The 12,184-nt window shown below is 67.7% G+C and carries 10 protein-coding genes; 3 read left to right on the forward strand and 7 right to left on the reverse strand.

Annotation, left to right across the window (positions count from 1 at the left end):
• Window positions 1-8: 8 nt before the first annotated feature.
• The gene (locus tag ASF09_RS12545; RefSeq protein ID WP_060526529.1) at window positions 9-806 is read left to right on the forward strand and encodes an aldo/keto reductase; all 798 of its coding nucleotides are present in this window, start codon (window positions 9-11) and stop codon (window positions 804-806) included.
• Between the two features lie 94 nt (window positions 807-900).
• Here the strand turns inward: ASF09_RS12545 and ASF09_RS12550 are convergent, their stop codons facing one another.
• The 7 genes from ASF09_RS12550 to ASF09_RS12575 all read right to left on the reverse strand — a co-directional run bounded on the left by ASF09_RS12550 (window position 901) and on the right by ASF09_RS12575 (window position 9,757).
• Entirely contained in the window at window positions 901-2,286 is a 1,386-nt protein-coding gene (locus ASF09_RS12550) for a UdgX family uracil-DNA binding protein (protein ID WP_060526530.1), read from the reverse strand.
• A gap of 142 nt (window positions 2,287-2,428) precedes the next feature.
• Window positions 2,429-3,673: a putative DNA modification/repair radical SAM protein gene (locus ASF09_RS12555; protein WP_060526531.1), complete on the reverse strand. Its 1,245-nt coding sequence runs from the start codon at window positions 3,671-3,673 to the stop codon at window positions 2,429-2,431.
• A 218-nt stretch (window positions 3,674-3,891) separates the two neighbouring features.
• On the reverse strand, window positions 3,892-4,068 hold the full coding sequence (locus ASF09_RS20720; protein ID WP_165895133.1) for a hypothetical protein: 177 nt from the start codon (window positions 4,066-4,068) through the stop codon (window positions 3,892-3,894).
• Between the two features lie 33 nt (window positions 4,069-4,101).
• Window positions 4,102-7,488, reverse strand: coding sequence for a chromosome segregation protein SMC (smc, locus tag ASF09_RS12560; RefSeq protein WP_060526532.1), 3,387 nt, complete (start codon window positions 7,486-7,488; stop codon window positions 4,102-4,104).
• A gap of 273 nt (window positions 7,489-7,761) precedes the next feature.
• Window positions 7,762-8,502, reverse strand: coding sequence for a thioredoxin domain-containing protein (locus ASF09_RS12565; RefSeq protein WP_056051660.1), 741 nt, complete (start codon window positions 8,500-8,502; stop codon window positions 7,762-7,764).
• 26 nt (window positions 8,503-8,528) lie between these two features.
• Window positions 8,529-9,194 (reverse strand): thioredoxin domain-containing protein, encoded by a 666-nt coding sequence (locus ASF09_RS12570; protein ID WP_060526533.1) that lies wholly within the window; start codon window positions 9,192-9,194, stop codon window positions 8,529-8,531.
• Entirely contained in the window at window positions 9,194-9,757 is a 564-nt protein-coding gene (locus ASF09_RS12575) for a DUF721 domain-containing protein (protein WP_156359350.1), read from the reverse strand. Before ASF09_RS12575 ends, ASF09_RS12570 begins: the two co-directional genes overlap by 1 nt.
• Before the next feature lie 26 nt (window positions 9,758-9,783).
• On the opposite strand from ASF09_RS12575, the gene ASF09_RS12580 reads away from it, so the two are divergent.
• Together ASF09_RS12580 and ASF09_RS12585 are read left to right on the forward strand one after the other, a co-directional pair.
• Window positions 9,784-10,833: an A/G-specific adenine glycosylase gene (locus ASF09_RS12580; protein WP_060526534.1), complete on the forward strand. Its 1,050-nt coding sequence runs from the start codon at window positions 9,784-9,786 to the stop codon at window positions 10,831-10,833.
• Window positions 10,830-12,182, forward strand: a complete 1,353-nt coding sequence (locus tag ASF09_RS12585) for a serine hydrolase domain-containing protein (protein WP_060526535.1) — start codon at window positions 10,830-10,832, stop codon at window positions 12,180-12,182. The genes ASF09_RS12580 and ASF09_RS12585 overlap by 4 nt, the downstream gene beginning before the upstream one ends.
• Window positions 12,183-12,184 lie beyond the last annotated feature (2 nt).

The raw sequence follows: 12,184 nt of genomic DNA on the forward strand, positions 1-12,184 counted from the left end.
TTTGCGGCATGACAGATCTCATACTCAACGACGGCCGCACGATGCCCCAATTCGGCATGGGCACGTGGCAGATCCCCGACAGCCAGGCAGCCGCGATCGTCCGCGCCGGGCTCGATATCGGTTTCCGCCTAGTCGACACCGCGGCGATCTACGACAACGAACGCGGCGTCGGCGACGGCTACAAGGGTTCGGAGGCGTTCCTGACGACCAAGCTTTGGAACGACCGACAGGGCGACGCCGAAGCGGCGATGGACGAGAGCCTGGCGCTGCTCGGTGTCGAGTTCGTCGACCTGTACCTGATGCACTGGCCGGTCCCCAAGCAGGACCAGTATGTCGAGGCCTGGAAGGCGATGATCGCGCTCCGTGATGCCGGGAAGGCAAAGTCGATCGGCGTGTCGAACTTCCTGCCCGAGCATATCGATACAATTGTCGCCGCGACTGGCGTTACCCCGGCGGTAAACCAGATCGAGCTCCACCCTAATTTCCAGCAACGCGAGCAGCGCGCGTATCACGAAGCGCACGGCATCGTGACGCAGAGCTGGAGCCCGCTGGGGCAGGGCAAGACGCTGTTGCAGGACGAGGTCATCGTCCGCATCGCCGGCAAGCACGGCCGCAGCGCAGCGCAGGTGATCCTCGCATGGCATCTGGCGAAAGGCTTCTCGGTGATCCCGAAGGCGTCGGATGCGGAGCATCTCGCCGACAATTTTGCCGCGCAGGATTTAACGCTGGACGACGAAGATATGGTCGCGATCAAAGCCCTGGACGATCCCGCCGGTCGCTTGGGGCCTGAGCCTAACGCGATGTGAGTAGTGAAAACGGCTCTCCAACCTCCGTCCGTCATCCTGACTTTCGTCAGTGACGGGCGAGCGAAGTTCAACTGGTACAATATGTCGCCGAAGATCAGCCGATCCGCCCTCCTACGACCCGCAGATCCTCGACAAACCGCGCATATTCCTCCGCAGCCTGAGCCGGATCCGGCAACCGCAGCAGATAGCTCGGATGCACCGTGATCCAAGCCTCGCCGCCATCCGGCAACTGCAACGCCCGGCCACGTTCGCGCCCGATCGTCATCACCTTCCCGAACAACGACCGCGCTGCGGTCGCACCGAGCGCCACGGTGACTTTCGGTTTGATCAGCATCTGCTCCTGCTCGATCCACCAGCGGCACGCGTCGATCTCGCCGGCGCCGGGCTTCGCATGGATCCGCCGCTTGCCGCGCTGCTCGAACTTGAAGTGCTTCACCGCGTTGGTGACGTAAGCGCGCGATCGGTCGACGCCCGCTTCCGCCATCGCCTTGTCGAACATCTGACCCGCCGGCCCGACGAACGGTCGTCCGGCAAGATCCTCCTGGTCGCCCGGCTGTTCGCCGACGAACATGAGCGGGGCGTCGACCGGGCCTTCGCCGAACACGGTCTGCGTCGCCGGCTTGTAGAGCGGGCACCGCGTGCACCCGGCCGCTTCGTCGCGCAAAGCTTCCCATGCGATCAGGCTATTCCCGCCGACCGTGTCGCGCGCCTTCGCAATCATCCCGCTCTCCCGCGCCTGTGCCGCTGCCAGCAGGCCCGGCACCAGGGCGGTTTCGGGCATGTTCTTCCAGTATTTCTTCGGCATCTCCTTCAGCATCGCGCCGATTTTCACGCGGGCCGGGTTGAAGATGCTGGCGTAATAGGTCTTCCAGACCTCTTCGGTCGGGTCGCCGTCGGGGGCATCGGCCTTACTGGCGCCGGGGCCTTCGCTCAGCGCCTTGCCGTCCCAGTGGATCGAGACCTCGGGAGTCAGGATCGACCAGCGCATGCTTGCGAAGCGATTGACGAAGAACGCGGCGTTGGCGCGGACGATGTGGTGGTCGGGCTCGAACCACGCAACAAACCGTGTTCCGCCATCCTCCTCGACCTCGCGAAAGCGCAGAAATGCGCGCATCTTGTGGATATCGCGGCGAACGTCCTTGGCGATCCGGTCGAGGCGGCGGACGAGCGGGTCTGCGCGGTCCTCGATCAGTTTGGGTTCGCGGCGAAGGCGGGTGAGCAGCGTGTAGAGCAGGGCGAACCGTTCTGGGTCGCTGCCGAGGATGGCGCTGCGGGCTAGGTCTATAAAGGCGCGGGGGACGGAGAACGCGCCGGGGGGCGGAGCGGGGGCGGGGTCCGCCACGGTTGCGAACAGGTCGACCGGCTCGTCGCCGACTTGCCAGACGACGTCGTCAGGGGGGACGTCCTCGGCGATCAGGCCACGCGCGGCGTCGCGCCAGCCGTCGAAATCGTCGGGTTCGGTTAGGGTTACGACGCGCATAATCCTCCCCGGCACGGGGAGGGGGACCAGCGAAGCTGGTGGAGGGGGGCTTCCGCGAACGTGTCGGTGGTGGTGAGCCCCCTCCACCCCGCCGCTGCGCGTCGCGGTCCCCCTCCCCGTGCCGGGGGGGAATGCGTCGGCGTCACGCGAACATTTCCATTTGCTTGGGTTTTGGGGCGATGATGGGGCGGAGCTCGGCTTTGTCCGCCAGAGCTACCGGGCGCCAGTCTTCGGCGATGATGAAGGGGCGGAGCTTGGCCACGGATATCGTCAACCTTGCGATGTCCGCCAGATGCAGGCGGCGCCAGCGGCGGCTGGTCAGGATACCGTTGACTGCCTTTACGCCGAGTCCGGGGACGCGGAGGAGCATTTCGCGGGGGGCGCGGTTGACGTCTACCGGGAAAGATCCGCGGAATTTGAGCGCCCAGGCGAGCTTGGGGTCGATGTCGAGCGGGAGCATGCCGGTTGCGTCGTCGGCGGCGGCGACGACTTCGTGCGGCTGGAACTCGTAGAAGCGCATCAGCCAGTCGGACTGGTAGAGACGGTGCTCGCGCATCAGTGGCGGGCGTTGCAGCGGCAGGACGGCGCTCGCATCAGGGATGGGGCTGAACGCGGAATAATAGACGCGGCGCAGGCCGAAGCGGTCGTACAGGGTCGACGCCTTCCGGACGATGTCGCCGTCGGTTGCGGCATCGGCGCCGACGATCATCTGGGTCGACTGGCCGGCAGGGGCGAATTTGGGCGCGGACTTGTACTTGGCCTTGGCGTCCTTGCCGTCGATGATCGACGCCTTCACCTCCGCCATCGCGGTCTCGATGCGGACGCCGTCCTTTTCGGGGGCAAGCCGCTTCAACCCGTTGGCGGTCGGCAGTTCGACGTTGATCGAGACGCGATCCGCGTACAACCCGGCCTGATGGACCAGTTCGGGATCGGCGTCGGGGATCGTCTTGAGGTGGATATAGCCGCGAAAATGGTGATCCTCGCGCAGCGACCGCGCGACCTCTACCATCTGCTCCATCGTGTAATTGGACGAGGCTATGATACCCGACGAGAGGAACAGGCCCTCGATATAATTGCGCTTGTAGAAGGCGATGGTGAGATCGACCACTTCCTTTGCCGTAAAGCGGGCGCGGCGGACGTTCGAGCTCTTGCGGTTGATGCAGTAATGGCAGTCGAAGATGCAGCTGTTGGTCAGCAGGATCTTCAGCAGCGAGATGCAGCGGCCGTCGGGGGCGTAGGCGTGGCAGATGCCCATGCCCTCGGTCGACCCCAGTCCCTTGCCGTCCTTCGAATCGCGCTTGGTCGTGCCCGACGACGCGCAGGACGCATCGTATTTAGCCGCGTCGGCGAGGATCTCGAGCTTTTCACGGGTGTCGAGTTGGGCCATTCGTTCGTCTTACGTTCCGCGAAAAGGGGTGTCGAGTGATGGAGATCAACTTGTCGATATGTCGTTGTATTGGCCGCCTTTCGGGTCGGCCCCGATGCTGGAAGTGCACAAAGTGCAGACGCTGGGAGCATTTTTCCGATGTCTGCACTTAGGCCCAGACGTGGACGATTGCGGATTCACGACGGTGACAGGATCGGGTTGTGTAGGACACCCGAAAGTCAGCCGAACAGATAGCGGATCAGGTCGACCATGCCGCCGAGGCTCACGGGCAGGAGCAACAACAGGAAGAGATAGACGAAGATCAGGCGGGTGAGCGCCTTCTCGTGCCGATACACGGGCTTGCGGGGAGGCAGGTCCTCCTTGCGCGGCCAGATGCTGGATTCGTCGAGGAACATCGAGGGTCAACGTCGCGAACGGGGATTGTCTCCCTACGCCGTTGCAATGAGTCCGGTTGCGGCTTGCAGGTCGACCGAGACCAAGCGGCTGACACCGCGTTCGATCATCGTCACGCCGAACAGGCGGTGCATGCGGCTCATCGTGACGGCGTTGTGCGTGACAACGAGGTAGCGCGTGTCGGTGTCGCGCGACATGCGGTCGAGCAGGTCGCAGAAGCGCTCGATGTTCGCATCGTCGAGCGGTGCGTCGACTTCGTCGAGGACGCAGATCGGCGCGGGATTGGTGAGGAACAGGCCGAAGATCAGCGCGACCGCGGTCAGAGCCTGCTCGCCGCCCGACAGGAGCGTGAGCGACTGGAGGCGTTTGCCGGGTGGTTGCGCCATGATCTCGAGACCGGCTTCGAGCGGGTCGTCGGAATCGATCAGTTCCAAGTGCGCGGCGCCTCCGTCGAAGAGCGTGGTGAACAAGCGCTGGAAATGGCCGTTGACCGCTTCGAACGCGGCGAGCAGGCGCTGGCGACCTTCGCGGTTCAGCGTGCCGATCGAGCCACGCAATCGGTTGACGGCTTGCCCGAGTTCGTCGCGTTCGACCGCGTTGCCGCGCGCGGACTCTTCGAGTTCTGCGAGTTCGGTCTCGGCGACGAGGTTGACCGGGCCGATCCGCTCGCGGTCGGTGGCGAGACGGTCGTGGATGGCGGACTCTTCGGCTGGCGCGTGGACGTCGGCGACCGCGAAGCCGAGGCGTTCGGGGAGGACGGGGGCGGGGCATTGGAAGCGCTCGCCCGAGAGGCGGCCGAGATCGAGGCGGCGTGCTTCGTGGTTTTCGACGCGGGCGATCGCGCCGGCGCGGGCTTCGCGGGCGACGGCGAGCGCTTCGGTGGCGGCGCGGTGGGCGTCGTCGGCAGTGCGGGCGGCGGTTTCCGCGGTGCGTTCGGTGGCGAGGAGCGCGTCGGCGGTTGTGCGCGCTTCCTGGTGTTCGGCGTCGAGCGTCTCGATTTCAGCGTCGAGGGCGGCGGGGCGAGCGGCGATCTCGGCGAGGTCGGTGCCGAGCGTGGTTTCGCGCGAGTCCATGGCGGCGATGCGCTTGGCGGCTTCACCGGCTCTCGCGCGCCAGCTTCGGGTGTCGGCTTGGGCGGCGGACAGGCGTTCGCGGTGGGTGGCGATGCTGCGGTCGAGCGTGGTGCGATCGGCGCGGGCCTGCGCGATGGCGGCGCGGGCATTTTCGGCGTCGTATTGGAGTGCGGCGACCTGGCGCGCGTTGGCGGTGCCGTCGGGGACGGCGGCCATGGCGGCTTCGGCGCGGGTGCGGTCGACGTGAGCGTCGGCGACGTCGTCGGCGATGCGGTGCGCGCGGACGTCGAGGTCTGCCCGCTGGGTGGCGAGGCGTTCGAGCGCGGCGGCGGCGCGGTCTTCTTGGCGGGCCGCATCGCGCGCGTCGGTTTCGGCGCGTTGGAGCGCGGCGCGCGCGGTTTGCGACTGGCGGCGGGCGTCGGCGATCTGCTGGTCGACCGCGGCCCGCGCGGTTTCGGCGGTGTCGAGCATGGCGGCGGCGGCGGGGCGTGCGGCCTGAAGGGCAGTCAGACGGTTGCGGCGGACGAGGCGTTCGGCGGCGGCCGCGCCGGTGCCGGTCGCGGCGAACCCGTCCCAGCGTCGCAAGATGCCGTCGCGCGTAACGAGCCGCTGGCCGACCGCGAGCGCTTGGCCGGCGTCGGTGTCGACGACGAAGACCTGTGCGAGGCGGCGAGCGAGGGCGGGGGGCGCGTCGACATGCGCGGCCAGCGGTTCGGCGTCGGTCGGGGCGCTGGGGTCGTCGGCGCGGGGCTTGGCGCCGGCCCACGCCTCGATCGGGGCGTCGAGATCGTCGCCGAGTGCTGCGGCGAGCGCGCGTTCATAGCCGGTGGTGGCAGATACGTGATCGAGCAGGCGGTCGCGGCCCGAGCGCTGCGTGGCTTTCGTCATTGCGGCGACTTCGCTGTCGATCGCGGCGAGGTCTGCGCGGGCGCTAGCACGGGTGGTTTCGGCGGCGTCTCGCGCGCTGGTCGCGGAGGCTTCGTCGGTGTCGGCCTGGGTGATGGCTTGGCGGGCGGATTCTGCTGCGGCGGTGGCGGCGCGTCGGGCTTCGGCGGCGGTTTCGCGCTCTGCGGCTAGCGGAACGGGGTCGCCGAGGGCGCGGAGGGCGGCGGCGATCTGCGCGGCGTCGCGATCGGCGCGGTCGGCGCGGGTGCGGGCGGCGGCGAGGGCGGCGCTGGCGACGCGGACTTCGGCGGCGTCGCGAGCTTGCGTGGCGAGCGCCTGGGCGAGAGAGACTTCGGCGTCGCGGGCGCTGCGTTCGGTCTCGGCGAGCGCGGCGTCGAGATCGGGGATCGCGGCGGTGGCATCTGCGATCGCGGTGTCGAGCGTCTTGGCCTCGTCGGCGAGGCGGGCGAGCGCGGCGGCGGCGTCGCTGGCGAGCGATCCTTCGCGCGCGCGGTCGTCGGCGATCCGGGCGCGGGCGTCGGTGAGGTCGGCGATCCTGCGCTCGACGCTGGCCTTCTCGGTCTTGAGCGCGGCGAGGCGGTGGGCGAGATCGCCGACCAGGTCGCGCGCGGCGAGCGCTGCTGTGCGCGCGGTGGCGACGGCTTCGATCGCGCGGTGCTGGTTTGCGGCGGCTGCGCGCTCGGCTTCGGCGGTGGCATGGACGCGGGTTTCTGCGGCGCTGGCTTCGGCTTTGGCAGCGTCGGCTGCGGTGGCGGCTTCGCGCCATCGGGCGAACAATGTGCGCGCTTCGGCGACGCGGATCTGCGCGGAGATGAGGCGGTAGCGTTCGGCGGCGCGGGCCTGGCGTTTCAGCGTGGCAGCGCGGGCGTCCTGGTCGGAGATGATCTCGTCGAGCTTGGCGAGATTGGCTTCGGTGGCGCGGAGCTTGCCCTCGGCGTCCTTGCGGCGGACGTGGAGGCCGGCGATCCCGGCGGCTTCCTCGAGCATCGCGCGGCGGTCGGCAGGCTTGGCGGCGATGACCGCGCCGATCTTACCCTGGCTGACGAGCGCGGGCGAGTGCGCGCCGGTGGCGGCGTCGGCGAAGAGCAGGCCGACGTCCTTGGCGCGGACGTCGCGGCCATCGATCCGGTAGGCGGAGCCGGCGCCGCGCTCGATCCGGCGGACGATTTCACGTTCGTCCCCGGCTATTTCGGCGAGGATCGAGACTTCGGCGAAGTCGCGTGGGGGGCGGGTCGCGGTGCCGGCGAAGATGACGTCTTCCATGCCGGCGCCGCGCAGGGATTTCGCGCTGGCCTCGCCCATTGTCCAGCGGAGGGCTTCGAGGAGGTTCGATTTGCCGCAGCCATTGGGGCCGACGACGCCGGTGAGGCCGGGTTCGATGCGGAGATCGGCGGGGTCGACGAAGCTCTTGAAGCCGGTGATGCGGAGGCGCTTGATCTGCATTCTTGCGCCCCCCGACGGTTGGTTTTGATCGTGTGCCGAACCGCCGAGCTTGTTTCCCCGCGAAGGCGGGGATCCAGACTGGGCTCCCGCCTTCGCGGGAGAACAAGGGGGCGGGCTGCCCGCGGGCACGCTTACCGCCCTTGCCTCCACCCCGGCGAAGGCCGGGGCCCAATTGGAGAGGTCGCGGTAACGAAGCGCTGATCTCCGTTAGCAACGTCCCCCAATTGGGCCCCGGCCTCCGCCGGGGTGGTAGTTACTTGTGGAGCGGTTAGCTTACGCCCCAGCCGCCTTCAGTGCCTTCTCCATCTGATCCCAGCTCACGACCTGATCGAGCTTCTTGTCGTTGATCAGGAACGTCGGCGTGCCCGTGACCGTCCCGGCCTGCATCGCGTTCTCGGTCGGCTTGGCCATCACTTCGAGCTGCTTCTGATCCGCGAGACATGCGCGCGCCTTCGCTTCCGGGATCCCGCGCTGCTTGACGAAATCGATCGCGCCCATCTGTTCGGCGAGCTTGGTCGCGACGACCGTCGGCGGCTGGTTGGCGAGCGCCTTCTGCTGGTCAGGCGTCATCGCCTGGAGCTTGTCGAGGAAGGCGATCTGGTTGCCGTACATCTGCTCGAGGATCGGGAAGAACGGCGCGACGCCGCCGCACTGGCCGAGCAGGGTCAGCGCGACGTCGGGCGCGCCGTGGACGAGGAAGTCGCGGAATTCGAAGCTGACTTTCCCGGTCGAGACGTACTTCTCGGTCAGCGGCTTGTATGCCTCGCGGCCGAACGCGCCGCAGGTCGGGCACGAGCGTGCGCCGTATTCGACGAGCTTGATCGGCGCGTTCGGGTTGCCCATCAGGTAACCCTCGGGGGTCTTCACGACCGTCTCGGTCCAGTTCTGGCCGGCGGGGGCTGCGGCGGCTGCAACGGGCGCCGCGGCGGGCTGGTCTACGTTACCGGTCGAATCGTTCTTCGAACAGGCGGCGAGCGCGAGCGGCAGGACGGCGAGCGTGGTCAGGAACTTCATCGGGTTACTCCAGTGGATCACGTGAATTAACGGGCGCCGGCCTTGCGGAGCGCGGGTTCGAGCTGTTCCCAGCCGACATGCGGGACGAGTCTGCCGTTGAGGTAGAAGGTCGGCGTCGAGTCGATCTCCTTCGGCGCGTCGGCGGTCAGTTTGACGATGCGGTCGATCTCGGGCTGGTTGGCGAAGCACGCGTTGATCGCCGCGTCCGAGAGCCCGCGCGCCTTGATCATCGCGGTCAGGCCGGAGCCGTCGGCGTTGGCGCGGATCTGGGCCGCGGCGGGGTACATGGCGAGGCGCGCGGCGTTGCCCTGCTGGTATTCGATCCCGCGCTCGAGCCATTGCGGCTGTGCGGCGAAGATCGCGGACGAGGTGGCGGAGAAGCCTTTGGGGCCGGTGCAGCGCGCCAGGATCGCTGCCGACAGGTCTAGACGGTCGCGGATGAAGTGGCGGAACTCCAGGCTGGTCGAGCCGGATGCGATCATCTGGCGCTTCAATACGGGTTCGGATTTCACCGAGAAGTCGGCGCAGTGCGAACATGTGTAGCTGGCGTATTCGACGAGCTTCACGCGGGCGGCGGGGTTGCCGATCAGGTACGCGCCCGAGGGGAGGATGCGCGCGGTTTGCGACCAGTCGCGCTTGGGCGCGGCACCGGTCAGCAGGAAGAGGGCGAAGACGGCAAAGAGGACGCGCATCAGGTGATCCTGGGAAGGCCGTGCGTCGAGGCGACGCCGGCGGCGAGGGATTCGAGGACGGCGCGCAGTTCCGGATCGGCGATGCCCTTCAGGCTCATACCGAGATCGACGGGGACCGGGCGGATCGAAGGCGGGGCCTTCCGCGGGACGGGGGCGGCGACCTCGCCCTGGCGGATCGCGACCTTCACGATCGCGGCGTAACCGAAGAAGCGGTTCACGCGCTCGATGATCTCGGGCGCGATGTGCTGCATCATTGGTGCGTGCGCGCCGCGGACGGTAAGGGTCAGGACGCCGTCCTGCTTCTTGCCGACCGGGAAGCGGATCGATTCGGGGATGCTCGCGCCGGCCAGTTTCGCGCCGACGATCTCGGGCCAGCGGCTGACGATCGACGACTGGACGAAGCCGAATCGCCGGAATGCCGCGCCGCCGATCGCGGGCAACAGTTCGGCGACCGCGCGCGAGCGGTTCTCGCGCGGGGCGTCGGGATCGGTCTTGCCTTTAATGCGCTTCGTCGCCGGCTTGGGCGTCGCAGATTTAGGCACAGAAACGGGCGGCTTGCTCATCTGCGAACCCATGCCATAGGCGACGCGTGAACGCCAAGCGCTCTTCGGTCTCCGGGGCCCTGCTCGACTGGTATGACGCGCATCGTCGCGACCTGCCGTGGCGCGCGAAGCCGGGCGAGGGGGTCGATCCGTACCGGGTGTGGCTGTCGGAAGTGATGTTGCAGCAGACGACCGTCGCCGCGGTGACACCGCGGTTCCTCGCGTGGACCGCGCGGTGGCCGGATTTCGCGAGCCTGGCGGCGGCGGACGATGCCGATGTGATGGCGGCTTGGGCTGGGCTTGGGTATTACGCTCGGGCGCGCAATCTGGTGAAGGCGGCGAAGGCCGTGGTGGCCGAGCATGGCGGCGTGTTTCCGCGGACCGAGGTGGAACTGCGCGCGCTGCCGGGGCTGGGCGCGTACACCGCGGCGGCGGTGGCGGCGATCGCGTTTGGCGAGCGGGCCGTGGTGGTCGACGCGAATGTCGAGCGGGTGGTTGCGCGGCTGTTTGCGATTCAGACGCCCTTGCCGGCTGCGCGTCCTGCGATTCGGGTCGCGGCGGACTCGATCACGCCGAATACTCGGGCGGGCGACTTCGCGCAGGCGATGATGGATTTGGGGTCCGGGATCTGCACGACGCGTGCGCCGAAATGTTTGCTGTGTCCGATCCGCGCGTTTTGCGAGGGCTTTACTCAGGGCGCGCCCGAGCGGTTGCCGGTTAAGGCGAAGAAGGCGGCGAAGCCTCAGCGGTACGGGACGATCTTCTGGCTGGAACGCGATGCGCAGGTGCTGCTGGTGCGGCGGCCGGACAAGGGTTTGCTGGGCGGGATGCGCGCGTTTCCTACCGGGCCTTGGGGTGATGTTCCCCCCGGTTTCGAGGACGCGCCAGCGCAGGCGGATTGGCGGATGCTGGACGCGACCGTCGCACACGGATTTACGCATTTCGATCTGCAACTGACGCTTGCGGTGGCGACGGTCGAGGCGCATCAACCGCGCGTTCCAACGGCAAGCGAATGGTGGCCGATCGACGAGCTGGATACCGCCGGCCTCCCGACCGTTTTCGCCAAGGCCGGCAAGACCATACGGAGAGCTGCATGAAACTGGTGCACTGGATTTCGACGGGCGGACTTGCCGCGTTGGCCGCCGCCACGGCCTATGCCCAACAGGCGCAACCGCGTCCGCAGGTCAGCCCGCAGGCTCGGCCGACGCCGCGGATGACGATCCCGGTCAACGCATTGCTGCCTGCCACGTCCGCGCTGTTCGACAGCTATGTCGCGCAGAACAAGATGCCGGGGATCGTCGGTGCGTTTGGCGCCGGCGACGGTCCGACGCTGTTCCCGTCGGCGGGCAAGATCAGTGACGACCCCAATGCTCCGGCGGCAGGCCCCGATTCGCTTTGGCGCGTGTATTCGATGAGCAAGCCGATCACCGGCATGTCGGCGATGATGCTAGTCGAGGACGGCAAGCTCAACCTCGACGATCCGGTCAGCAAATATATTCCGGCGTTCAAGGACATGAAGGTCGCGACCAGCCCCGACACGTCGCTCGCGACGCGGCCCGCGGTGCGGCCGATCACGATCCGCAATTTGCTGACGCACACCGCCGGGCTCGGCTACACGATCGTTACCAAGGGACCGCTGCTCAAGGAATATGAGCGGCTCGGGATCCTGCCGCTGTCGGTCAGCGCGGCGATGGAAGAGAAGATGCGGCCCGTCCGGCCTAAGTCGCTCGAGGAGTTCGCCAACCGCGTCGCGACGCTGCCGCTGATCGCGGACCCCGGCACCAAGTGGAGCTATTCGATCGGGCTCGACGTGATGGGTCGCGTGATCGAGGTCGCCAGCGGCATGAGCTTCGAGCGGTTCGTCCAGACGCGGTTGTTCGATCCGCTCAAGATGAAGTCGAGCTTCTGGCAGGTGCCGCAGAGCGAGGTCGGGCGGCTGGCGACCAACTATGCGTTCGTCGGCGACACGCGGACGCCGCTCGATCCGGCAGCAAACTCGGTGTTCCTGCAGAAGCCGAGCTTTCCGTATGGCGGCGCCGGCCTGGTGATGTCGGCGCGCGACTACGATCGGTTCCTGCACATGATTCAGGACGGCGGCACGCTCGACGGCGTGCGCGTGATGAAGCCAGAGACGATCGCGCTGGCGACGTCGAACCTGCTGCCGGCGGGCGTCGTGTTCGGCGGAGTTGGCGGCGGCACGGGGGGAACGCAGGGGAGCAACATGGGCTTCGGCGCGGGCGGTTCCGTGGTGCTCGCGGATACGCCGAACGGGCCGGGCAAGGGCACCTATGCCTGGGGTGGTGCGGCGGGCACGATCGCATGGGTCGATCCGTCGAAGCATTCGCGCGGCAACGTGATGGTCAATTACTTCCCGGCGGACCGGATACCGCTCCGCCAGCAGGTGGTCGCGGCGCTGATGCAGGACGCGGCGAGGTTGCGCCGATGAGC

It is taken from the genome of Sphingomonas sp. Leaf242 (assembly GCF_001422045.1).
In the GTDB taxonomy this organism is placed as follows: domain Bacteria; phylum Pseudomonadota; class Alphaproteobacteria; order Sphingomonadales; family Sphingomonadaceae; genus Sphingomonas.

Excerpts from the sequence above, each read along its gene's own strand:
- ASF09_RS12545 (WP_060526529.1), top strand. The coding sequence starts at position 9 with ATGACAGATCTCATACTCAACGACGGCCGCACGATGCCCCAATTCGGC.
- ASF09_RS12550 (WP_060526530.1), bottom strand. The coding sequence starts at position 2,286 with ATGCGCGTCGTAACCCTAACCGAACCCGACGATTTCGACGGCTGGCGC.
- ASF09_RS12555 (WP_060526531.1), bottom strand. The coding sequence starts at position 3,673 with ATGGCCCAACTCGACACCCGTGAAAAGCTCGAGATCCTCGCCGACGCG.
- ASF09_RS20720 (WP_165895133.1), bottom strand. The coding sequence starts at position 4,068 with ATGTTCCTCGACGAATCCAGCATCTGGCCGCGCAAGGAGGACCTGCCT.
- smc (WP_060526532.1), bottom strand. The coding sequence starts at position 7,488 with ATGCAGATCAAGCGCCTCCGCATCACCGGCTTCAAGAGCTTCGTCGAC.
- ASF09_RS12565 (WP_056051660.1), bottom strand. The coding sequence starts at position 8,502 with ATGAAGTTCCTGACCACGCTCGCCGTCCTGCCGCTCGCGCTCGCCGCC.
- ASF09_RS12570 (WP_060526533.1), bottom strand. The coding sequence starts at position 9,194 with ATGCGCGTCCTCTTTGCCGTCTTCGCCCTCTTCCTGCTGACCGGTGCC.
- ASF09_RS12575 (WP_156359350.1), bottom strand. The coding sequence starts at position 9,757 with ATGAGCAAGCCGCCCGTTTCTGTGCCTAAATCTGCGACGCCCAAGCCG.
- ASF09_RS12585 (WP_060526535.1), top strand. The coding sequence starts at position 10,830 with ATGAAACTGGTGCACTGGATTTCGACGGGCGGACTTGCCGCGTTGGCC.